Origin of the sequence: Paenibacillus algorifonticola, assembly GCF_050481745.1 — a bacterium.
In the GTDB taxonomy this organism is placed as follows: Bacteria; Bacillota; Bacilli; order Paenibacillales; family Paenibacillaceae; genus Pristimantibacillus; species Pristimantibacillus algorifonticola_A.
This window is the reverse complement of the sequence record NZ_JBCNGR010000010.1, coordinates 17,528-39,713: the sequence shown is the minus strand read 5'-3', so window position 1 is coordinate 39,713 and position 22,186 is coordinate 17,528. Positions and strand designations below refer to the sequence as shown.

Genomic DNA, 22,186 nt, shown 5'->3' with positions numbered 1-22,186 from the left:
TTAGGAGGCTGAGATGAAGGCTGCGGATATCGATGTGAAAATGAGAATTTTGCTGGCAGCGAAAAAGCTGTTTGCCGCTCAAGGCTTTGACAGGACATCCGTCCGGCAAATTTGTGAGGAAGCGGGCGCGAATGTGGCGCTGATCTCTTATTATTTTGGCGGAAAAGATAATTTGTTTTTCGCCCTGTTTGAAGCTTTTTTTCCTAGCAGAGGCATTGCTTCTATCGCTCAAGATATGGAGCCGCTTGAAGGCATGAAGCTCGTTATTCGGGAGCTGCTCACCTTTCGTTATCGGGATGCTGAGCTATCTTACATTATTCAATGCGAGTTTGCGCTGCTCACTCCGCGTATTGAAATGATTCAGGAACGTGTCCTCCCGCTATGGCAGCTGATTCATAAATGGCTGCTGGAGGGGCGTGAGCAGGGAGTATTTGAATTCAATTCGATTCATACGGCTTTCACAGCGGTTAGCTCAACCCTGCTTTTTCCTAAAGGTAATACTCGTATGCTGGTGCTTATGGGAGAGGATACGACCACGCTGGAAGAGCGGATCGCAGATACGACGGCCTTTATTCTAAAAGCGTTAAAACCGTCGGAATAAGCCGAATAACATTATCCATAAATACGAGAAAACCAACTTTAACTCCGTTGTAACAAGCGGGGAGTGAAGTTGGTTTTCTTTTTCACCCAAGATGAGCAAAAGCCAGCTTAGTGCCTAAATATGAATGCTTACATTTTTCTTCATCATCAGGGAAGCAGCTTCCGCATCACGGGCTTCCAGCGCATCGATGATCGCCTGATGCTCTCTAACTCCTACCTGGGCAATGAAAGCAGGCTGTTTAATAAATAAATACTTATAGCGGCGAAGGTGCATTTGCAGCGAGGAGGTGAACGATTGAATATAGGCATTATCCGCCAGCTCTAAAATGACATTATGGAATTCCTCGTCATATTCGAGCGCTTCATAAGGCTTATTCTCCTGAATGCATTTCGCAAACTGGGCGTTCAGCTCATTAAGGCGGGCTATATGCTCCGGCTGAATATGCGGTGCCGCAAGCTCCGCCGCGAGCGCATGCAGCGCAACAAGCGGCGCATAAAGCTTAGGCATGTCCTCTTCTTCAATCATCGTCACTCTGGTTTCCTTGCTGGGCATCATTTGTACAAGCCCTTGTACTTCAAGTAATTGCAGCGCTTCGCGAATCGGTGTCCGGCTGACGCCAAGCGCATCTGCAAGCTCAGCATCGATCAGCTTTTCTCCAGGCTGAAGCGTGCCCTCTATAATCCATTTCTGGAGCTGGGCTAAGGCCCGGTCCTTCGCAGATATTCGCAGCGGCGAGGAATAATTAGTCGGTATCGGCATTGCATCACCTTCTTCAAAAAAATTCGAACAGCAGCTCTTAACGGTGTTTTTGGCTACTTCCTATCATATATCGAAGCAGCAAGAGGGCGCAAATGGATTAAAGTAAGCTCGGTATAGACAAAAAGCAATCGGGAAAATAAATCTTGCTATATCATACATAATCAGAATATAATATGCAATATATCGCATATCAAACGTCGATTTTTACTTCGAAAAAGGAGAACCTGATGTCAACCAATCAAGCTGTTATTCGGCCGGCTCCGGCCAATGTCGCGGCCACCACTTTTTTTCCGATTTTATTTGCTGCAAGCTCGGTACATTTGCTCAATGATACGATTCAAGCCATTGTACCTGCACTGTATCCGGTGCTTAAAGATTCTTTTTCGTTAACCTTTTCACAAATTGGCTTTATTTCTTTGATTATTAATTTGACGGCAGCGATTTTACAGCCGCTAATTGGCATTTTCACTGATAAACGGCCGATTCCAAGGCTGCTGCCGATCGGTGTTCTTTTCACTCTTGCGGGTGTGCTGGTGCTGTCCTTCTCGGCGTATTATTGGATGATTCTTGCTGCGGTTATGCTGATTGGGGTCGGGTCAGCGATATTCCACCCAGAGTCGGCACGGGTAGCTTATTTGGCAGGCGGGGCGCGCAAAGGACTGGCGCAATCGATTTTTCAATTTGGCGGAAATATTGGACAAGCGCTTGCTCCGATTATGACAGCGATGCTGTTTGTACATACGGGGCAAAAGGGTGTCATCTGGTTTTCCCTGCTGCTCGTTGTCGGGTTCATGCTGCAAAGCTACGTAGCCCGTTGGTACACGAAGCACTTGAAGGCTGAGAAGGAGCGCAAGGGGACGGTGCAAAATCATCCGTTCGCAAGAAGCGGCCTCTCTAAGACAAGAGTAGCGCTTGCGGTTACGATTATTATGATTTTGGTCTTTTCTAAATATGTTTATATTTCAGCGATAACCAGCTATTATTCTTTTTATGCAATAGAAAAATTCGGGGTATCGACGAGTCAGGCGCAAATGATTCTGTTCGTCTTCCTGGTTGCCAACGTTATTGGACTGCTGTTCGGCGGCATGCTAGCGGACAAATTTAGCCGTCGTGCGCTGATCTGGTTTTCGATTTTGGGGACGGCTCCCTTTTCACTCGCCCTGCCGTATGCGAATTTAACGTTTTCGGTTATTTTGATCTTTTTTGCGGGGTTGATTTTGGCTTCGGCGTTCTCGATCATTATGGTGTATACGAACGAGCTGCTGCCAGGGAAGGTCGGACTCGTATCCGGCATTTTCTTCGGCCTTGCTTTCGGACTTGGCGGTGCGGGATCGGCGATTCTCGGCAATCTTGCTGATGCGACAAGCATTGTGTTCGTCATTCAATGCTGCTCGTATTTGCCGCTGCTGGGGCTATTCACCGTATTTCTCCCCTCTGACAAAAAGAATAAGCCGCTGCAAGCCTAAGCGGAAAAAGGTAAGAGCGATGATTGGCGCCTCAAGGTGCTGGTCATCGCTTTTTTTTGCCAGATGCTCAAGCTTGCCTGCGATAAAGTCAAAATAATGATATAGGTTGGCAAAATACCGTCACAGCGCGAGCGGCATTTTTTCTATGATAAAGGTATCCATTATAGATCGAGGTGAAGGCTCATGAATCCGCTACAACAAACAACGACTAAGCAGAAGCGTTCAGGCAAACAGCAAATGGCGGCGAGGCGGTCAAGCGGCGCGATCCAGCGAAAAGAAACGCTTGCGGGTTTTCTGTTCGTAGGGCCGATGCTAATAGGAGTGACGGTGCTGACGCTGCTGCCGATACTTGCAACCTTCGGGCTGTCGCTGGCAGACTGGAATTTTATTGCGGGCTTTGATGGCCTGAAATGGGTCGGCTTCGATAATTTTGAGCGGCTGGCAAAAGATGCGGCATTTCTGAAATCGCTTAAAAATAATGCTTATTTCCTGCTGACCGTTCCCGCTTATTTGGCCGTTTCGATGTTTCTCGCGATTATGATCGACAAGCATGTGTATTTGAAAAGCTATTTCAAGGTTGCTTATTTCATGCCGTACATTTCCAGCATCGTAGCGGTAGCTATCGTCTGGCAGGTGCTTTTCCACCCGTCAGCGGGACCGGTTAATCAACTGCTCATGGCGCTCGGTGTCGAAAATCCGCCGAAATGGATAGCTGATCCCAAATATGCGCTTCCATCGCTCATGATGATTACCGTCTGGACGGCTATCGGCTTTAATATGATCGTGTACATTGCAGGACTGCAATCGATTCCGCGGGATTTGTATGAGGCAGCCGATATTGATGGGGCAAACGCTTGGGTGAAATTCAAAAGCATTACGTTCCCGCAGCTGTCGTCGACCTCCTTCTTCCTGCTTGTGACAGGCATTATTTCGACGTTCAAGGTGTTTGATTTAATTGCGATTTTGACCAAGGGCGGGCCACTTTCCTCGACCAGCATGATCGTCTGGTATTTATACGATACGGCATTCGTCAATTTGAAAATCGGCTATGCCTCCTCGATGGCAGTCGTCCTGTTCGCTTGTGTGCTGCTCATTACCCTTCTGCAATGGGCCTCGCAGAAGAAGTGGGTGAATTATTAATAGCATTTCTATAAGGGAGGCAAGAAGAGAATGAACCAAAAAACGATAAATACGGTTCGCAAATCGATTTTCACGGTGCTTATGATGGGCATGAGCATTTTATTCCTGCTGCCCTTCGTCTGGATGCTATCCACTTCCTTCAAAATCGAGGCGGATGTGTTTACCTATCCGATTCAGTGGATACCGAAAACGTGGCATATCATCGAAAATTACAAGGAGGTGTGGAATGGGCAATTTCCATTCTATAAATACTATTTGAATTCCATTAAAATTACAGTAGTCACGACGATCCTATCGTGCATCGTATCCGCGCTTGCTGCTTATGGCTTCTCCAAAATCCAGTTTGCAGCAGGAAAATATTTGTTTCTTATCGTACTCGCCACTTATATGATCCCGCAGCAGGCGATTTTAGTGCCGCAGTTTATTTTGTATCGCTCGATTGGTTTTTTCGACAGCCATTTGGGACTTATTTTGCTCGGCAGCTTTAGCGTGCTTGGCACCTTCATGCTGCGCCAGTTTTTTATGGGCGTTCATAATGAATATATTGAATCGGCGAAAATCGACGGGGCGGGACATGCCCGGATATTTATGCAAATTGCGTTTCCGCTCGTGCGTCCAGCCGTTGCGACGTATGCGATTTTGCGTTTCATTTGGACATGGAACGACTATCAGAATCCGCTGATCTTCCTGCGCACAGACAGCCTGTATACGATTCAATTGGCGATGCAAAAGTTTACGACCATTAATGGCGAGTTTTATTCGCTCATTATGGCGGCCGCCGTATCGTCCATCTTGCCGCTGCTGATCATTTTCGTCATTGGACAAAAAAGCGTCATTGAAGGCATTGCGCTGGGCGGCGTAAAGGGGTAGTAGGGTCAGTCGCAGGATATGCGGCAGCGATGCCTACCCCAAGCAGGCTTCTAGGGGAAGTCAAAATAGTCGTAAATGTAGTCAATATTGTAGTATAGGAGCGGGCTGCCGCATTGCTACAATAACGATAGATAGAAAGCGTATACAAATATATTTCAGACAGCTATCGCTATTTTTTATTTTTGAGGAGGAGGGTTTGCATGTTTAGAAAAATGAAATGGTTATCGCTTATGCTGATGTCGATTATGATGGTGGCGGCGGGCTGCTCATCAGGCGGAAACGCAAATAGCGGCGGGGCAGCGGCTTCGCCAGCAGCGAGCAGCGGCACGGAAAGCCCGGCGCAGGCGGCTGATGAAGAGGTTACGATTAAGCTGCATACGTTCGGCAACGAAGCGAGCTATAATTGGAAGCAGACGATTGCGGCATTTGAGGAGAAAAATCCAAACATCAAGGTTGATGTCGTCGTATTGAGCGAGAAGGGCGATACGCAGGAGGCGATTCAGAAGCTGGATCTTGCCGCATCCTCCAATGAGCAGATGGATGTCATCATGTTCAGTGATCCAGCTGGCTATGCGCAGCGCGTTGGTCTGGGCATGGTTGCTCCAATTGATGATTTTATTGCTAAAGAAGGCTTTAAGGTTAATGAGGAGTACAAGGTCGATACGATGCTGGACGGAAAATATTATGCGCTGCCAGGCAAGTTCAACCCTTGGTATGTGCTGCTGAACAAGACGCAGCTGGCCGCTGCGGGGCTAGAGGTGCCAACCGAATGGACATGGGATGACTTTATGAGCTATGCGAAGACGCTTACGACAGGCGACGGGGCATCGAAGCATTATGGTACGTATTTCCACGGTCCGCAAAATGGCGGCTGGATGGAGTTTCTGAAGCTGGCGCTGGCTAATCAGCCGGATAATACCGAGTTTTTGAAGGCGGATGGCACCTCCAATCTGGATAATCCGCTTATGCGCAAAACGCTGGAGCTGCGCGTGCAGATGGAGAAGCTGGACAAATCGGCATCCCCTTACACCGATATGATTTCGCAGAAGCTGCATTACCGTAATCAGTTTTTCAACCAAGCAGTCAGCATGGTCATGATTGGCAGCTGGATGAACACCGAGCTTGGCGGAACCGAGCAATTCCCGCTTAACTTTGAAGTAGCAGTCGCTCCTATTCCGAAAAATGCAGCCACAGACGAAGGCGGCTACACGATGGTGACGACGGATTATGTATCGGTTGCGGCTGCCTCCAAGCATAAGGATGCTGCGTACCAGTTTGTTCGCTGGTATACGACTGAAGGACAGATTGCTCAAGGTAAAAATGTTCCGTCCTGGAATGGCATTGACGATTCCCAGCTGGAGTCGATTATTGATACGATTTTGAGTGGTACGGCAAATCCGGAGAAGGTCGACAAGCAGTCGCTGCTGTCGGTGCTGAAAAACGCCAAATCTTCCAAAATCATTCCGCCGGTTACGTATCAAGCGGAAATTTATAAAGTGATCAATGAGGAGTACGAGAAGCTGATTTTTGATCAGCAGGACATTGATCAGACGTTAGCCGCCCTGCAGGAGCGTGTACAGCAGGTGATTGATTCGAACAAAAAGTAGAAGCAGGAGCGTGTGGTGGAGGAAAGTCTGCTGCGCAGACTTTTTCGAAAAATAAGAATTTATAAGTTTCACCCTTATACTCCGCTTATATTTCACCGCGAAACGTTAGCTTTACCGCCAGAGGACGGCGGCAGCCGTTTACGCTTGCCACACGGTGAAAGGAATAGGAAGAAGTGCAGAGCTGTTGCTGCACTTCTTTTTGCCTGAAACCGCAGAAAATCAATGATTTTGTTGTCTCGTACAGCTTTGTACCGTGGCGTTCTTTATGCAATTGCACTCCTTGCGTTGCTCGCGGACTGTGAGGCCGTTATATCCCTCAAACCAGGCTCATTTCATGTTATGCAGCACATTTAGCTGCTTCTGAGTCCGCGAGCACGGCCAAAGCTTGTTTTGCTCACAAATAACGGCCTCACAGTACGACAAAAGGTTATTTCCATTTAAACAGCTTTATCTTAGGGTCAATGCTGATCGACTGAAGCTTCCCGATTTTATATGCTCTAGACCAATCGATATTGAAAAAATCATAAGGGAAAACGACGCGGAAATGGTGCTTTTCCGTTACACTTGAAAGAACGACGAAAAAAGGGGTGGGGTTATGTCTGGTCAATGGCTGTCGCTGCTGCGGCTGAGGTCGTTTCGCTATCGGTTGATGGTAGCGGCCGTCGTCTGTCTGCTCCTCCCCGCTTTAATTACGCTCGCCGTCTACAATATGCTGACGAAGGATGCGATGAAGCAGGAGGCGGTCACGCAATCGCAGCAAAAGCTGGAGCTGGTGGATGGCTATGTGTCGAATTTGTTTAATTATATGTTTTATATCGCCAATAACGTACAGCTGGACTCGGAAATGAACCGGATTATGAAAGCGATTGCTTCAGGCAAAACCTACGAGGGCGCAAGCGCGGAATATGACCGCTACCTCGATCGCATGAAAATTATGAATAAAATTGAAAATATGACCGTCGTCGGTGATAAGGCGTATGTGACGATTTTGCTGAAGGACGGAACGAATTTTGCCAATTATTCGTTTGATGAATACGACCCCAGCTTGTTTCGCGAGGAGCCTTGGTTCGCGCAGTTGAATGGGTTGTCCGGGCTGCAATCGTATTGGCCGGGAGCTACGCCGACGGTATTTGACAGTGATAAAGGCCGCAGCCCCTACCAACTGTCCATTGCTCGGGCATTGCGCGGCGACAGCGTAAATCCCTACGGCTACGTTATCGTGACGATACTGGAAACCAAGGTGAGCGATATTTTTCGGAAAATCGAGCTGGAGCAGGAGACGATGCTGCTTGGCAGCGAGGACCGCATTTTGTCGCATCCCGACGCTAAGCGTGTGGGCGAGATTTTTCCTTATGCAACGCTTGCAAGCGAGCAGTCGGACCCGCATATTTTGCAAATGGATAAAGAGGATTATTTAATGGCCTGGCATACGAATTCGCTTACGGGCTGGAGGCTGGTGTCGCTTACGCCTTATGACCGCGCTGTATTTAAGCTGAATGTCATTTTCAAACGCGTCTTTACGTTCCAACTCGTATCTTTCTGCTTATTTATGGTGCTGCTGCTTTATTTGCTGGGTAAATTCACACGGCCGCTCGTTCGCCTAGGACGGGTAGCGGAGACGGTGCAGCGCGGCAATTTGGAGGTGCGCTCGGGCATTCGCGGGGAGGATGAGATCGGTTATTTGGGCCAGTCCTTCGATTTAATGCTCGATAAGGTGAAGGAGACGATTGGCGAAATTACGAAGACGCAGGTGCGAAAGCGCAAGGCGGAGCTTGCGATGCTCCAGGCGCAGATCAACCCGCATTTTCTGTTTAATGTGCTGAATTCGATCCGGATGAAGGTGCTGCGCAAAGGAGATTCGGAAAGCGCAGAAATGATCAGCTCGCTGTCGAAGCTGCTGCGAATGACCATTAGCCAGGATAAAGGCGTCATTCCGCTTCATGAGGAAGTCGATCTCGCCATTGATTATGTGAGGCTGATGAATATGCGGCAAAAGGAGAAGGCGGAGCTGACGCTCGACCTGTCGCCTCTGAGCTTAACGGCACTCGTCCCGCGCTTCTGCCTGCAGCCGATTATTGAAAATGCGCTCATTCACGGCTTCAGCCAGCAGGCCGGCTTAATGACGATTAGTGCGAGCGAAGCGGAAGGCGGCTATCAAATAACGGTAAGCGACAGCGGTCAAGGCATTGAGAAGGGAAAGCTTGAACGGCTGCGACATAAGCTGGGCGCAGGATCCTTAGAAAAGCTAGAGCTAGAGCAGGGAGCCGAAGGCGAGGAAGAAGGAGAAACAGGCGCCTTGCCGGGCAAGTTTTCGGGCATTGGGCTTGTTAATGTGTATGAGCGGCTGGGCATAACCTACGGCGAGCGCTTCCAGATGACGATAGACAGCGATATCGGGCAAGGCACAGTCATTACGCTGTACATTCCGAAGCAGGTGGTGGATTCTGATGGTTAAGGTGATGCTGGTTGATGATGATTATCCCGTGCTGGATCTGCTGGCTTTTGCCATTGAGTGGGAGGAGCTGGGCTTTCGGCTGTTAGGCATGCATGAGAACGGCGAGGTCGCGCTGGCAGCGGCGCTGGAGGAAATGCCGGATATTCTAATTACAGATATCGGGATGCCGCGCATGGACGGACTGGAGCTCATACGCCGGCTGAAGGAGCACAAACCTGAGCTGCGCGTAGCGGTGCTGTCCTGCCACGATGAGTTCCGTTATGCGCAGCAGGCGCTCAAGCTGCAAGTGCAGGATTATTTGCTCAAGGATACGCTTGATCCTTCGGACATACGCAAGCTGCTGCTGCAATTTCAGGCGGAGCTGAATGAGACGAAAGATTTGCATATGGAGCAGCTCCGCAAGGAGCATATGGTCGATCGTAACAAGGCGCTGCTGAAGGAGCAGTTTATTAGGGCGACGCTTCATCAGCCGATGCTGGATCCCGAAAAATGGCAGCAGGAGCTGGGAGCATTCGGCCTGCCGTTCGGAGCCTGCGAGCGGGTCATTCCCGTGCTCGGCATCATCGACGATTACCCGCGGGCGCTGCAGCGTTTTCGCTCGGAAGAGGTGCTGCGTTTTGTAGTGGACAATGTTACCCGCGAGGTGATGGCGAGCAGGGAGACAGGCTGCCCCGCTGCCCATTTTGTGTACAGTCCACAGGAATCCTTCTTCATGCAGGTAGGGCCGCACGGGCTGAAAATTAACGGGTTCGACGAGGTAAAGCTGCTGCTCGCGGAAGTGCAGCGCATGCTCAAAAGCTCGCTGAAGCTAACGATGTCTTTTCTGATCGGCGATAGTGCGAGCGAACCTTTGCGCTTGCGGGAATCGCTGGCGGAGCTGCTTTCCGGGGCGGAGGCGCGCTTTTACCGCGCGCCTGGCTCTATTGTGAAGGCAGACGCCGTGCGGGCGGCACAGTTTGCAACGGCAGATAGCGCCAATCCTTTGCTGGAAAGGTTTGGCGAGGCGGCCGAGCTGCTGCGGGAGGCGCTGCTGGGCCATAAGCGCGAGTCGGCAGAGGAATTAGTGCGCCAGTGGTTGTCGCTCGCGGAGCAGCGGAGGCTGCCGCCCGAGCAGGTGAAGGATTGGGTGTTTAAGCTGCTGCTGGACGTAAAGCTCAAGCTTCAATTGATGCAGCATACCCGCTCAGCCAGCTCGATTGACGTCAGCCACCATGAGGTGTGGGAGCTGGGCAGCCTCTCCGAGCTGCAAGCGTGGCTGATTGCCCACTGCCTGTCAGCCATAACCGCCTCCGAAAATGGCGTCAGCGGCAGCAAGCGAGCCGAGGTCATCGATGCGTGCGAATACGTTTCGCTGCATCTGGACAAAAAGATCAGTCTCGACGAGGTCGCCGATCAGCTGTTTATGAACCCCAGCTATTTCAGCCGCCTGTTCAAGAAGGAAATGGGCGAGACCTTTATCGAATATGTAATACGGATGAAAATGCATCGGGCCAAAGAGCTGCTTGATCAAACCGGCTCGCCCGTCGGCAAAATATGCGAGACGCTCGGCTACGATAACCAGAGCTATTTTATAAAACTGTTTAAGTCATGTACAGGTGTGACACCTGTGGAATATCGGAGAGGCCAAAAGAGATTGTAAGAAGGGCAAAGCGATTGTAAGAGATGCTAAGGTAGCTGGAAGCCTGTTATTTTTAGGTGAGATGGGATAGTTGCTTAAGGTGTCGGGATCGGCTTGGAAACGGATAGGGTGGAGATAGGTAACAGATAGAGAGGAAATCGAGAGCAGATAGAAATGGATTGGGAACAGATTGAGAGCAGATCAAGAACAGATCAAGAACAGATCAAGAACAGATCAAGAACAGATCAAGAACAGATCAAGAGCAGATAGAGAACAGATAGAGAACAGATCAAGAGAAGATCGAGGGCAGAACGAAATCAGATAGTAACGGATAGGGAACGGAGAACAAACGTAAGGCTGTAGAAGTTTGGGGAGAGGGGCGGGATATATGGAGCAGAAGAAGCAACAGCAACAGCAACAGCAACTACCGCTGGAAAGGCGCTTTGCGGAACGTTTCTCGGAGCAGTTGTATTTGCCGACAGAGCGCCGGAGCGGACTGGCGCTGTTGGTGAATGGAGAGCCGCTGTCTGCGGGACAGCTAGTCGAGGCATGGTATGACAAGCTGCGCCAAGCTGAGATGCAGCGTCCGTTAGTCGCGGAGATTCGCGCCGAGGCACAGCGCCAATTGGTAAGCGAAGAGCCGGAGCTGAGTAAAACCTTGTTTCGAATGTACGGGGAGACGGGGGAGCGGCTGCCGTACGAACGGGTTTATTTTCAAAAAAGGCGGCGGCTGAATTCATTCGCACTGATGTCCTTGATTGAGCCGGAGGAAGCGCCATATTTGGAAGCCCTTCAGGCTGCGCTTTGGTCGATCTGCGAGGAGCGGACGTGGTGCCTGCCTGCGCATTTGGGCGGGGCGGAGCAGCAGACGCCGATTGATTTATTCGCTGCGGAGACGGGCTTCGCGCTCAGCGAAATAAGCGTGCTGCTCGGCCCCCGGCTGCCAGAGGAGCTGCACCTGCGTATTCGTGAGGAAGTGGAAAAGCGGCTGTTTCAGCCATTTTTGACCGAGGGACCTTATTTTTGGGAGAGTGCGGAGCATAATTGGGCGGCGGTATGTGCCGGGTCGATTGGCGCAGCGGCGCTGCATTTGATGGATGATCGCGAACGGCTGGAAGCGGTGCTTTCGCGCGTATTAGCTGCGATGGATTGCTTTTTGGATGGCTATGGCGAAGACGGAGCTTGTGCGGAAGGGTATTCGTATTGGCAATATGGTTTTGGCTTTTATGTTTATTTTGCACAGCTGCTTAAGGCGGCAACGGATGGAGCCTTTGATTTATTCCGCAGCGCAAAAGTACAAGAGATCGCAATGTTTCAGCAGAAATGCTTTACGGGTGGACGCAGCATTGTGAATTTCTCCGATGCCCCTTCTGAAAGCGGAATCTTCATGGGGCTGAGCTCTTATTTGCATCAGGAGTTTCCAGCTGTGGCTCTGCCGCATGCCAGCCTGCGCGACAGCTACACAGGGGATCACTGCGCAAGGTGGGCGCCTGCGGTGCGGAATTTGCTTTGGTGGGCGGAGTCGGCAAACGCAACGACAACGGCAAACGCAACGGCAACGACAACGACAACGAGAACAACAACGAGAACGACAGCGACAACGAATAGCGAAAGTGCCGAGGGGCTGAGAGGTTCGGAGAGCGCTGCAGCTCTATGGCCGACAGAATCGTTTTATTTGGAAAATGTACAGTGGCTGCTTTCCCGTTATGTCGCAGCGAATGGCGCTACTTATAGCTTTGCCGCCAAAGGCGGACATAACGCCGAGCCGCATAATCATAATGATGTCGGGCAGTTCGTACTGCATGCGGACGGAGAAGCCTATTTGGCGGATTTGGGCAGCGGGGAGTATACGGCGGACTATTTTGGCCCGCAGCGGTATACGATTTGGTGCAACGGCTCGCAGGGACATTCCGTGCCGATTATTGGCGGCGCGCGCCAGCGCGAGGGCGCGGACGCGCGCGCCATGGTTGTGCAGGCGGCGACCAGCGCGGAGCTTGACGTGCTGGAGCTGGAAATGCAGGCCGCGTACGGCGAGGAAGCGGGCCTTGCCGTGCTGGGGCGGCGCTTCGAGTGGAACAAGAAGGGCGCGCTGCCTGTGCTGACGATCCGAAGCCGGTATCGGTTTCGGGAGGAAGTAGTCGGCGGGCGCGAGATTATCGAGCGCTTCGTTGCATGGCAGATGCCGGAGGCCGGGGAGGCCGGCGGTGTCGTGGTCCTGCAGGGACGCAAGAGGCTGACGATTGCGTTCGATGCGAAGCAGTGGAAGCAAGTGGTGACGCAGCGGAGCGACATGGATCATTTTGGGCGTGAACGGCAATGGTACACGCTGGATTTTCATCATTTGGAGGCGGGAGCTGCGGACGTGGATTCCGAGTTTGTTTTTCGCTTTGAGCCATAGGGTGGAATAGCTAAGAGCACGAGATTAAAGCGCCAAAGAAAAGGAGAGCGAAGCCATGACAGTGCAGGAGAAGGTGCAGGTGCAGGAGCAGCAAAATTGGGTGAATGAAGCTTGGGACAAGGTGAATCAGAAGATCGGACGGACTAGCGGCCGCATCGGCTCGCAATTTCCCCATGCAAGCGTGAACGGGGTTTATGTGCTGGAGGCGGCGCATTGGTGGACGGCGGGTTTTTGGCCGGGGCTGCTATGGCTGCTCTATCAAGATGAGAATTCGCGTACGGAGCGCTATAAAGAGCTTGCCGAAGCCTGCGAGCTTAAGCTCGACGAAGTCATCATGGGCTATGACCGGCTCGACCATGATATCGGCTTCATGTGGACGCTGACTAGTGTGGCACGTTATAAGCTGCTTGGGGAGGAAGATTCCCGGCGGCGGGCGCTGCTTGCAGCAAACCTGCTGTGCGGCCGCTTCAATATTCAAGGACGCTATATTCGGGCATGGAACCCTTGGCGGGAAGGCGAGCGCAATGACGGGCTGGCCATTATCGACTGCATGATGAATTTGCCGCTGCTCTACTGGGCTTCGCGTACGACGGAGGACCCGCGCTACAAGCATTTGGCGATGGCGCATGCCGATACGGTGCTGGAGCATTTTATTCGGCCGGATGGCTCGGTTTATCATATCGTAGAGTTTGATCCGCAAAGTGGCGAAGTAGCTGCAAAGCATGGCGGGCAAGGACTTGCAGCCGAATCGGCATGGTCGCGCGGCGCGTCCTGGGCGATTTACGGCATGGCACTCAGCTACGCCCATAGCGGCGAGCAGCGGTATTTGGATGCGGCGAAGCGCACGGCTCATTTTTTTCTGGCGAATTTGCCAGAGGATTCCGTGCCGCATTGGGATTTCCGGTTACCGGATGGCGTGGAGCCATACCGCGATTCATCGGCGGGCGCTTGCGCAGCCTGCGGTTTGCTGGCTATTGCGGATGTAGTGCCAGAGGTTGAGCGTAAATTGTATCGCAGTGCGGGCGAGCGGATTTTGAAATCGCTGTACGAGAACTATGGCGCTTGGGCGGACGATGCACAGGAGGAAGGGCTGGTTCTGCATGGCACGAGCCACTATCCGGAACGCAAAAATCTCGACGTCCCGCTCATCTACGGTGATTATTTCTTTACGGAGGGCTTGTCCAAGCTGCGCGGCTACGACAGCTTCTGGTCGTAAGGCGAGCATCAAGTGTCATCTGATCGTTATCCAATTCGCATAGATAGGAAACAGAAAGGGGCGAACGGCCGTTGATTGGGGAAAAAGGTACAGATTCAGGCGAGAGAGTACGGTTAGCGGAGGAACGCAAGTATTGGGTGAGCGAGTTATGCCGGGTTGCTGAGCCTGTGCTGCGCCTGCTTGCGGCTCGTGAGTTGAAAAAAACGATGCCCGTCCAGTCTGCTGCGGGACAGGATCGCTCCGATGTGACCCATCTGGAGGCGCTGGGCCGCCTATTATGTGGAATAGCGCCCTGGCTTGAAGGCAGCGGCGGGGCAGATGAAGCAGAAGAGCGGCTTCGCCAGCAATATGCGGAGCTGTCACGGGCCGCGATTGCCGCTGGCTGTGATCCGCAGTCACCGGACTATATGAATTTTGCAGAAGGCTTTCAGCCGATTGTCGATACGGCGTTTCTCGCGCAGGCGATTTTGCGTGCGCCGTCGGAGTTATGGGACAAGCTGGATGCCGAGGTGCAGAAGCACGTTGTCCAAGCTTTCAAACTAACCCGCTCGCGCAAGCCATTCGCCATGAACTGGCTGCTTTTCTCCGCGATCATTGAAGCAGCCTTGTACCGCATGGGAGAAAGCGACTGGGACCCGATGCGCATTGATTATGCCCTTAAGCAGCATGAGCAGTGGTATGTCGGAGATGGGGCCTATGGTGATGGGCCATCGTTCCACTTCGACTATTACAACAGCTTTGTTATCCAGCCTATGCTCGTTGACATCATAGCAGCCGTTCGAGGCTGCTATGAAGATTGGGATGCGATGCAGGCGAGCATCAAGGAGAGAGCGAAGCGCTGGGCGGAGGTGCAGGAGCGGCTCATTTCGCCGGAGGGCACATTTCCACCGCTGGGCCGCTCGCTTGCCTACCGCTGCGGCGCCATGCAAAGCTTGGCGCAAAGCGCGCTGCTCGGCGAGCTTCCCGGCAGCGTTTCTCCGGCACAGGCGCGCTGCGCATTGACAGCGGTTATCCGCCGCAGCTTGTCTGTCCCCGGCACATTTACAGAGGACGGCTGGCTGACCATCGGCTTTTGCGGAAGCCAGCCAGACATTGGCGAGCATTATATTTCCACAGGAAGCCTGTATTTATGCGCGGCTGTGTTTCTCCCGCTGGGCCTTGCCGCCGAGCATCCCTTTTGGAGCGGCGAGCCCGAGGATTGGACAGCGCGCAAAGCGTGGTCAGGGAGTGCTTTTTCAATTGATCATGCAATAAAGGGGTAGCAGTCATAATAGGCAGCGAGATTATGAACAAGATTATGAGCAAGAGTATGATTACCAGCTGCCAGCAGCGAGAGTAAGTGAAGAGGCGCAGCCATTTTCATACAGGTGCGCTTTCTCTTATTTTTGCAGCTATCTGTGGCCTGCGCACTTTATAAATGCGAAGCTTCAGCCGCGCCTCAAACTTTGACAGAAGACCGTTTACCTTGACATAAGCTCGGTAACAATGGATGAGGGGCTTTGCTAGCGCTGCAAGTTAAAGTAGACGGTCTCATAAAGCGGTCTTTTTCCAGTGGTATGTAAATTTCCTGCAAAAATCATTCCTAAGCACTTGAAATTAATAACGAAAAAAAGTATGATAAACATGATTGTTAGCACTTCATGCTCATGAGTGCTAACAAAAATAAGCGACAAATTTTTAAAGGAGGCTATTTTCAATGATCAGACCTTTGGGTGAACGTGTATTAGTAGAAGCGATCGCGAAAGAAGAAACGACTGCAAGCGGTATCGTTTTGCCAGATTCGGCTAAGGAAAAACCGCAAGAAGGTAAAGTGGTGGCTGTTGGCAGCGGCGCGCTGAAAGACGGAGTTCGCGTAGCGCTTGAAGTTAAAGAAGGCGATCGCGTCCTTTTCTCCAAATATGCGGGAACAGAAGTTAAATACGACGGCAAAGAGTATTTGATTATGAAAGAAAGCGACATTCACGCGATCTTTGAATAGGCTGCTCACATACAGCTTGACTGGACTTAAACGAAACGGCGCAGGCCGTTAAGCATACTTATATGAATATATTTTCGGGAGGTAAATGATAATGGCAAAGGATATTAAATTTAGCGAAGACGCTCGCCGCGCAATGCTGCGTGGTGTAGATGCACTTGCAAATGCTGTAAAAGTTACACTCGGACCTAAAGGCCGCAACGTCGTGCTGGAGAAGAAATTCGGCAGTCCGTTGATTACGAACGATGGTGTATCCATCGCAAAAGAAATCGAGCTGGAAGATGCATTCGAGAACATGGGTGCACAGCTTGTTAAAGAAGTAGCAACAAAAACAAATGATGTTGCCGGCGACGGTACAACTACAGCTACTGTTTTGGCTCAAGCGATGATTCGCGAAGGTCTGAAAAACGTAACAGCTGGCGCTAACCCAATGGTTATCCGCAAAGGTATCGAAAAAGCGGTTAAAGCTGCAGTTGAAGAGCTGCAAAACATCGCTAAACCAATCGAAGGCAAACAATCCATCGCTCAAGTTGCGGCCATTTCTTCCGCTGACGATGAAGTAGGCCAACTGATTGCAGAAGCTATGGAAAAAGTGGGCAACGACGGCGTTATTACCGTTGAAGAGTCGAAAGGCTTTGTAACGGAGCTTGAAGTGGTTGAAGGTATGCAATTCGACCGTGGATACATCTCCCACTACATGGTTACTGACACGGACAAAATGGAAGCTGTTCTGGATAACCCGTATATCCTGATCACTGACAAAAAAATTACAAACATTCAGGAAATTCTTCCTGTGCTTGAGAAAGTCGTTCAATCCGGCAAACAGCTTCTGATCATTGCAGAAGATGTTGAAGGTGAAGCGAACGCAACTCTGGTTGTGAACAAACTGCGCGGCACATTCACTTGCGTAGCTGTTAAAGCACCAGGCTTCGGCGACCGTCGTAAAGCGATGCTGCAAGATATCGCTGCACTTACTGGTGGTCAAGTGATTACTGAGGAACTGGGCCTTGAGCTGAAATCGACTACGGTTGAGCAGCTGGGTTCCGCTCGTCAAGTACGTGTAACAAAAGAAAACACAATCGTGGTTGACGGCAGCGGCGACGCTTCTGACATCGCGGCTCGTGTAAGCCAAATCCGTACGCAGCTGGAAGAAACAACTTCCGACTTCGACCGTGAGAAACTGCAAGAGCGTCTGGCTAAATTGTCCGGCGGCGTAGCAGTAATCAAAGTCGGTGCTGCTACTGAAACAGAATTGAAAGAGCGCAAGCTTCGCATCGAAGATGCCCTGAACTCGACTCGCGCAGCGGTTGAAGAAGGTATCGTATCCGGTGGTGGTACTGCTCTAATTAACGTATATAAAGCAGTTGCTGCTGTTAATGCAGAAGGCGACGAGCAAACAGGCGTTAACATCGTTCTTCGTTCCCTTGAAGAGCCGCTTCGCACAATTGCTGCGAACGCTGGCCAAGAAGGTTCGGTTATCGTTGAGCGCTTGAAAAACGAAGAAATCGGCGTAGGCTACAACGCTGCTACTGGAACATGGGTTAACATGTTCGAAGCAGGTATCGTTGACCCTGCCAAAGTTACACGCTCCGCGCTGCAAAACGCAGCTTCCGTTGCAGCTATGTTCCTGACAACTGAAGCGGTTGTTGCTGACAAGCCAGAACCAAAAGGTGCTGGCGGCGGCATGCCTGACATGGGCGGCATGGGTGGAATGGGCGGCATGATGTGATGAAATCATTATCGAAGTAATTCGATGATGAGCGACCGCGCTTAAGCGGTAGATTTCATCGCCGATGGAGCTGAAAAGCGCTCCATGCGGTAATCAGGCTGAGAAGTCTGTAGTAATGACCACATTTTGACCAAATCAATTAAAAATAGGCTTCTCACGAGTTCAGATCGAACTTTGTGAGAAGCCTATTTTATTAAGCGTTGCGTAGTTCATCAAGCATTTGGTTAAGCTTCTTGTCAAAAGTAAAAACGGTATGTCCACCGATCTTTGAATAAGCGAAGAGCAGCGAGTCAACAAAATCGATTTTGATTTCACTGTAAATCTTTAAGGCTTCCACCAAGATACTTTTGTCATGTGTTGTAATGTTGCTATAAGTGAGCAGGTTCTGTAAGGCATCAAAGATATTGACTCGTTCGACTTTGTATACCTTTTTCAACACATATACAACTTCGGCGATGACTTCGTTAGGGATAAAGATATGATGATTTTCGATTTTGTCTCTAGCTTGTCCTATGAACTGAACCGCATCTTACAGCAAGTAACGCAGAATTAAATTTGCATCAACGATGTTCATGTTTGTCTTGCACACCCTTTTCCCAAGCGTCTTGTTCGTATTGGATTAAATCCCAATTGGCGTACTGCTTTAGTGCCCCTCTGGCAGTGTGGGAAGAAGTTGTGGGATGTTTGAATAGAGAGGAGTCCCCAATAGGCAATATGATTATTTCAACATCCTGGTTCTGAAGGTCTTCAGGGAGATCGACGATATGCTTTAAAGCATCGCTATTTGTAATTTTTCTGACGAAGTTCATGTTAATCACCGTCCTTGGATTAAGTATAGCTGATTCAGGGTTTACTCACAATTACCAAACTGACAGTAGCATCCAGATGTACTAAAGGATTTTTCATGAGCTCACTGAATTTTGGGGAAGCCTCTGTTTCATTGTCTTAGTGACGTGTAGATATACGGTACGGATTAGTTCATCACTACTATGCCCGAGTCGCTCATTGATTTGAAAGATATTTGCTCCAGCCTCTGCGAAAGGGGAAGTCTGTAGCATCAAAAGCTTCCTTGAGTAAAAACACCGTTTGACCACATATTACAAAAATAAGAGACCTTTCATGAGTTCATTGAACTTTTGAAAGGTCTCTCATTATTTAAACAGCAAGTCTTTTTAATCATGCACACGTGAGCATCATTCAATCTAATTCTTGCTCTAAAACAGCTTCTACTAAACGACGTACTTCATCTGTTGACGTTGTATCCATTAACTGGTTTCTTAGCTCGCCTGCGCCTCTAAATCCACGAACATAGATTTTGAAAAAGCGAAGAAGCGGTTTAAATGAACGTGGCAGAATTTCTTTTGAATATTTATCGTGAAGATCCAACTGTAAAAGAAGCAAAAGGAGAAAATCCTTCGCGCTATGTTCTTTAGGTTCTTTTTCAAACGCAAATGGATTGGTGAAAATGCCGCGGCCAATCATAACGCCATCGACGCCGTATTGTTCTACTAATTTTAATCCGGTTGCGCGGTCAGGAATATCTCCATTAATCGTTAACAACGTATTTGGAGCAATTTCATCGCGTAATTTTTTTATTTCAGGGATTAGTTCCCAGTGCGCCGCTACTTTACTCATCTCTTTTTTTGTACGCAGGTGAATGGAAAGATTCGCAATATCTTGTTTTAATATATGTCCTAACCAATCGCGCCACTCGTCAATATTATAGTAGCCTAATCTTGTTTTAACGCTAACCGGCAATCCACCTGCTTTTGCGGCTTGAATAATTTCTGCTGCCAATTCAGGATGCTGGATTAAACCAGCACCTTTTCCATTGGATGCGACGTTTTGGACGGGGCATCCCATGTTCAGATCGATACCACGAAACCCAAGCTTTTTCATATCCATACTCATCTGTTTAAAAAATTCTGGTTTATTGCCCCAAATATGAGCGACAATCGGCTGCTCATCTTCTGTGAACGTTAACCGCCCACGTACACTGTCTTTGCCGACAGGGTGACAATAACTTTCTGTATTTGTGAACTCCGTGAAAAATACGTCGGGTTTTGCAGCTTCACTAACGACGTGACGAAATACAACATCTGTGACATCTTCCATTGGTGCTAATATAAAAAATGGCTTTGGTAAGTCTAGCCAAAAATTTTGTTCGTTACTCATATTATCTCCTCTTGTTGCAATATATAAAAAACCCTATAAGCTATAGCAAGTCCTTTACCCATCATACATAATATCATTTTTTTTCGTTTGATGCACAGAATCGTTTGTGTGAGCGTGCAACCTGTCGACCTGTTCACGCATACGGTGCATATCGAGAGCGTTTGTTCCTTGATTTATAGGGGTTTTGAGTAAGTACAGAGGGTATTTGGGGACGAAATGGGGACGCGAGCGATTCGCGTCCCCATTTTAATTGTTTTTAAGGTGAGCCGGATAAATTTCCATTCGATGCAGGTCAACGATCATGTTGCCGTTTTTTAAAATATCCAGACCTATTAGGCCATTAATGTAATTAATATCGTCATGGAAGATACCGAAATCAATAGGGATGTCTGTCATAACCAGATCGCCAAACTGGATTTGATCTACCTGTTTTCGGAACGAATACTCATCTCCGCCGATCCCGAAGCTTCTTACGAGCTTATCTCCGTTTTCGAATTTAATGCCGATCTCTGAGACAGTATCGGAGGATAGAAGGGAATGCGCCGCGCCGGTATCAATAATGAGCTTGTCAATTGTTAATGAGTGTCCTTTATAGCAGATTGTCATGGAAGCTTGCAGCAAACCATCGATGAATTGAATCTGCATTCTACCGACTCCTGTAGAAAGGATTTTTTCTCAGTTCAATTGCTATTTTTTCCTGACCTGTATGATAGACGATATTGTTGTTTCTGCACTTAAGTAGTTCCTTGGTTGCTTCGTCAGGATTTTGGATTGCTTTGATTAGGGCAACTTCGTCAACATATTGAACACTGTCTTCTGTATGAGAGTCCAAAATTTCGAGCAGGACATATTGATCAGGGTAAATGCTCCGAACTTCTTGCCATTGCATGATAAACACCTCGCTAATGGTATTTGATAATTTCATTATATCATAATTTTTCGAGTAAAAAGTTGAGTGAGTGTGTGTTACTCACGTGTGTGTTACTCACGTCTCTGTTTACTTATCAGGATGGATTCGAATTTGTCAGCAGCAGCCTTATCAGCGGATCGAAGTGCGAATCCATAGGTATTCATGGTTACTTGAATATTCCCATGGCCGAGTCTCTCAGAAATGATTTTGGCATGAACTCCCTGGTTGATCAGGAGCGTAGCGCTCGTATGCCGAAGCGTATGAAACTTGATGTACCTTAAATTGTTTTTCTTGAGGAAAGCACGAAACCACAGGTAAGGCCGCTCCTGATGGAATGCCTTGCCGTCTGAATGGCAGAACATAAAATTGTGTTCACAACCCTGCCATCTATCCCCGATTTTATTGCGTACATCAAGCTTGTATAAGTAATATTCCTTCAATTCTTCAAGCATGGAAGAGGGGAGGGCTACTTTGCGTTTGGATGATTTGGTTTTGGGTTCCTTTACATGGGCTATACCCGCAGGAGACATTGAAACACTTTGTATTACACTAAGGACGCCCGTTTCCCAGTCGATATGATGCCATTCCAATCCAAGCAGTTCACCGCGGCGAAGTCCGGTAGTGAGAGCAAGTGTTATCATGACTCGCCAATGAATAGGCTCTTTCTGCAAGGCGTGAAGCAACTCCTGAACTTCGATTTCATCATACGGAATGGTTTCCTTGTGCTTAACAGTTGGTTTCTTTACGCCGGAAACCGGGTTTTGCTTGATTAGCTTCCATTCAACAGCCCTAGAGAATATATTTTTGAGTACTCGGTGATTGATCTCAATCGTACCAGTAGACAGATCTCCTTTTCTAAAGCCTAAACGAGCTCCTTCATTAGATAATGAGTCGATAAAACTTACGATATGAAGTGGTTTAATCTGGTCAATTGACTTCCCATTCCTGGACAAAGGCTTCGAAAGTCATCTTCTCTGGAGCGATATATTCTCCTGCCTCTACCTCAATTTTGAATTTAACCAATTCATCATTAAGAAAATCCTTCAATCGCTTCGTTGTTTTTAGTAAGGCCGGATCTTCAATTTTAATGGATTTATATCGTTTTAAACGCTTACCATTAGCACTGTATCCGACTTCAACCACAAGTCTCCATGAATTTTCCCCGCGTTTTTCTATGCTTGCCATGTAATTACCTCCTGGTTCAGAATTTCTTTATGTCCCAATTATTGAGTCTTTATAAAACAGAAGGCTCGTGAGATGCACGAGC

At 49.2% G+C, this 22,186-nt stretch carries 18 protein-coding genes and 1 pseudogene; 12 read left to right on the top strand and 7 right to left on the bottom strand.

All coding sequences use genetic code 11. The features are described 5' to 3' along the window. Positions 1-13: 13 nt before the first annotated feature. The gene (locus ABEW34_RS12320) at positions 14-601 is read left to right on the top strand and encodes a TetR family transcriptional regulator (RefSeq protein WP_430158912.1); all 588 of its coding nucleotides are present in this window, start codon (positions 14-16) and stop codon (positions 599-601) included. A 114-nt stretch (positions 602-715) separates the two neighbouring features. Here ABEW34_RS12320 and ABEW34_RS12315 read toward each other — a convergent pair whose 3' ends face one another. Next, entirely contained in the window at positions 716-1,360 is a 645-nt protein-coding gene (locus ABEW34_RS12315; RefSeq protein WP_430158909.1) for a GntR family transcriptional regulator, read from the bottom strand. A 227-nt stretch (positions 1,361-1,587) separates the two neighbouring features. Here ABEW34_RS12315 and ABEW34_RS12310 point away from each other — a divergent pair, with 227 nt between their 5' ends. The 11 genes from ABEW34_RS12310 to groL all read left to right on the top strand — a co-directional run bounded on the left by ABEW34_RS12310 (position 1,588) and on the right by groL (position 17,834). Further along, the gene (locus ABEW34_RS12310; RefSeq protein ID WP_430158906.1) at positions 1,588-2,826 is read left to right on the top strand and encodes an MFS transporter; all 1,239 of its coding nucleotides are present in this window, start codon (positions 1,588-1,590) and stop codon (positions 2,824-2,826) included. Between the two features lie 237 nt (positions 2,827-3,063). Beyond that, on the top strand, positions 3,064-3,966 hold the full coding sequence (locus ABEW34_RS12305; RefSeq protein WP_430159183.1) for a carbohydrate ABC transporter permease: 903 nt from the start codon (positions 3,064-3,066) through the stop codon (positions 3,964-3,966). A gap of 30 nt (positions 3,967-3,996) precedes the next feature. Continuing rightward, positions 3,997-4,836: a carbohydrate ABC transporter permease gene (locus tag ABEW34_RS12300; protein ID WP_430158903.1), complete on the top strand. Its 840-nt coding sequence runs from the start codon at positions 3,997-3,999 to the stop codon at positions 4,834-4,836. 200 nt (positions 4,837-5,036) lie between these two features. Then, positions 5,037-6,443, top strand: a complete 1,407-nt coding sequence (locus ABEW34_RS12295) for an ABC transporter substrate-binding protein (RefSeq protein WP_430158900.1) — start codon at positions 5,037-5,039, stop codon at positions 6,441-6,443. Between the two features lie 595 nt (positions 6,444-7,038). Then, positions 7,039-8,898 carry a histidine kinase gene (locus ABEW34_RS12290; protein ID WP_430158897.1) on the top strand — a complete coding sequence of 620 codons (1,860 nt, stop codon included), beginning with the start codon at positions 7,039-7,041 and terminating at the stop codon, positions 8,896-8,898. Continuing rightward, on the top strand, positions 8,891-10,537 hold the full coding sequence (locus ABEW34_RS12285; RefSeq protein ID WP_430158894.1) for a response regulator transcription factor: 1,647 nt from the start codon (positions 8,891-8,893) through the stop codon (positions 10,535-10,537). Before ABEW34_RS12290 ends, ABEW34_RS12285 begins: the two co-directional genes overlap by 8 nt. Before the next feature lie 367 nt (positions 10,538-10,904). Next, on the top strand, positions 10,905-12,914 hold the full coding sequence (locus ABEW34_RS12280; RefSeq protein WP_430158891.1) for a hypothetical protein: 2,010 nt from the start codon (positions 10,905-10,907) through the stop codon (positions 12,912-12,914). A gap of 55 nt (positions 12,915-12,969) precedes the next feature. After that, a complete protein-coding gene (locus ABEW34_RS12275; RefSeq protein WP_430158888.1) occupies positions 12,970-14,130 on the top strand; it encodes a glycoside hydrolase family 88 protein in 1,161 nt (386 codons plus the stop codon). A gap of 71 nt (positions 14,131-14,201) precedes the next feature. Next, positions 14,202-15,392 (top strand): DUF2264 domain-containing protein, encoded by a 1,191-nt coding sequence (locus ABEW34_RS12270; protein WP_430158885.1) that lies wholly within the window; start codon positions 14,202-14,204, stop codon positions 15,390-15,392. Positions 15,393-15,826: 434 nt separating this feature from the next. Continuing rightward, positions 15,827-16,108, top strand: a complete 282-nt coding sequence (gene groES / locus ABEW34_RS12265) for a co-chaperone GroES (RefSeq protein WP_046229112.1) — start codon at positions 15,827-15,829, stop codon at positions 16,106-16,108. A gap of 91 nt (positions 16,109-16,199) precedes the next feature. After that, positions 16,200-17,834: a chaperonin GroEL gene (gene groL / locus ABEW34_RS12260; RefSeq protein ID WP_056043601.1), complete on the top strand. Its 1,635-nt coding sequence runs from the start codon at positions 16,200-16,202 to the stop codon at positions 17,832-17,834. 193 nt (positions 17,835-18,027) lie between these two features. On the opposite strand, the gene ABEW34_RS12255 is transcribed toward groL, so the two are convergent. From ABEW34_RS12255 to ABEW34_RS12230, 6 genes and pseudogenes are all read right to left on the bottom strand, one after another. Beyond that, positions 18,028-18,327: a PIN domain-containing protein gene (locus tag ABEW34_RS12255; protein ID WP_430159180.1), complete on the bottom strand. Its 300-nt coding sequence runs from the start codon at positions 18,325-18,327 to the stop codon at positions 18,028-18,030. 67 nt (positions 18,328-18,394) lie between these two features. After that, complete coding sequence (locus ABEW34_RS12250) at positions 18,395-18,643, bottom strand: hypothetical protein (RefSeq protein WP_430158881.1); 249 nt, start codon at positions 18,641-18,643, stop codon at positions 18,395-18,397. Between the two features lie 388 nt (positions 18,644-19,031). Continuing rightward, positions 19,032-20,009 carry a tRNA dihydrouridine synthase gene (locus tag ABEW34_RS12245; protein WP_430158878.1) on the bottom strand — a complete coding sequence of 326 codons (978 nt, stop codon included), beginning with the start codon at positions 20,007-20,009 and terminating at the stop codon, positions 19,032-19,034. 246 nt (positions 20,010-20,255) lie between these two features. Then, positions 20,256-20,654, bottom strand: a complete 399-nt coding sequence (locus ABEW34_RS12240; RefSeq protein ID WP_430158875.1) for a retropepsin-like aspartic protease — start codon at positions 20,652-20,654, stop codon at positions 20,256-20,258. A 1-nt stretch (position 20,655) separates the two neighbouring features. Further along, positions 20,656-20,898 carry a hypothetical protein gene (locus tag ABEW34_RS12235; RefSeq protein ID WP_199019022.1) on the bottom strand — a complete coding sequence of 81 codons (243 nt, stop codon included), beginning with the start codon at positions 20,896-20,898 and terminating at the stop codon, positions 20,656-20,658. Positions 20,899-20,990: 92 nt separating this feature from the next. Then, positions 20,991-22,104 (bottom strand): annotated as a pseudogene (locus ABEW34_RS12230) (tyrosine-type recombinase/integrase). Positions 22,105-22,186: the final 82 nt, after the last annotated feature.

Excerpts from the sequence above, each read along its gene's own strand:
- ABEW34_RS12300 (WP_430158903.1), top strand. The coding sequence starts at position 3,997 with ATGAACCAAAAAACGATAAATACGGTTCGCAAATCGATTTTCACGGTG.
- ABEW34_RS12235 (WP_199019022.1), bottom strand. The coding sequence starts at position 20,898 with ATGCAATGGCAAGAAGTTCGGAGCATTTACCCTGATCAATATGTCCTG.
- ABEW34_RS12285 (WP_430158894.1), top strand. The coding sequence starts at position 8,891 with ATGGTTAAGGTGATGCTGGTTGATGATGATTATCCCGTGCTGGATCTG.
- ABEW34_RS12280 (WP_430158891.1), top strand. The coding sequence starts at position 10,905 with ATGGAGCAGAAGAAGCAACAGCAACAGCAACAGCAACTACCGCTGGAA.
- ABEW34_RS12240 (WP_430158875.1), bottom strand. The coding sequence starts at position 20,654 with ATGCAGATTCAATTCATCGATGGTTTGCTGCAAGCTTCCATGACAATC.
- ABEW34_RS12320 (WP_430158912.1), top strand. The coding sequence starts at position 14 with ATGAAGGCTGCGGATATCGATGTGAAAATGAGAATTTTGCTGGCAGCG.
- ABEW34_RS12250 (WP_430158881.1), bottom strand. The coding sequence starts at position 18,643 with ATGAACTTCGTCAGAAAAATTACAAATAGCGATGCTTTAAAGCATATC.
- ABEW34_RS12295 (WP_430158900.1), top strand. The coding sequence starts at position 5,037 with ATGTTTAGAAAAATGAAATGGTTATCGCTTATGCTGATGTCGATTATG.
- groL (WP_056043601.1), top strand. The coding sequence starts at position 16,200 with ATGGCAAAGGATATTAAATTTAGCGAAGACGCTCGCCGCGCAATGCTG.
- ABEW34_RS12245 (WP_430158878.1), bottom strand. The coding sequence starts at position 20,009 with ATGAGTAACGAACAAAATTTTTGGCTAGACTTACCAAAGCCATTTTTT.
- ABEW34_RS12290 (WP_430158897.1), top strand. The coding sequence starts at position 7,039 with ATGTCTGGTCAATGGCTGTCGCTGCTGCGGCTGAGGTCGTTTCGCTAT.
- groES (WP_046229112.1), top strand. The coding sequence starts at position 15,827 with ATGATCAGACCTTTGGGTGAACGTGTATTAGTAGAAGCGATCGCGAAA.
- ABEW34_RS12275 (WP_430158888.1), top strand. The coding sequence starts at position 12,970 with ATGACAGTGCAGGAGAAGGTGCAGGTGCAGGAGCAGCAAAATTGGGTG.
- ABEW34_RS12315 (WP_430158909.1), bottom strand. The coding sequence starts at position 1,360 with ATGCCGATACCGACTAATTATTCCTCGCCGCTGCGAATATCTGCGAAG.
- ABEW34_RS12310 (WP_430158906.1), top strand. The coding sequence starts at position 1,588 with ATGTCAACCAATCAAGCTGTTATTCGGCCGGCTCCGGCCAATGTCGCG.
- ABEW34_RS12305 (WP_430159183.1), top strand. The coding sequence starts at position 3,064 with ATGGCGGCGAGGCGGTCAAGCGGCGCGATCCAGCGAAAAGAAACGCTT.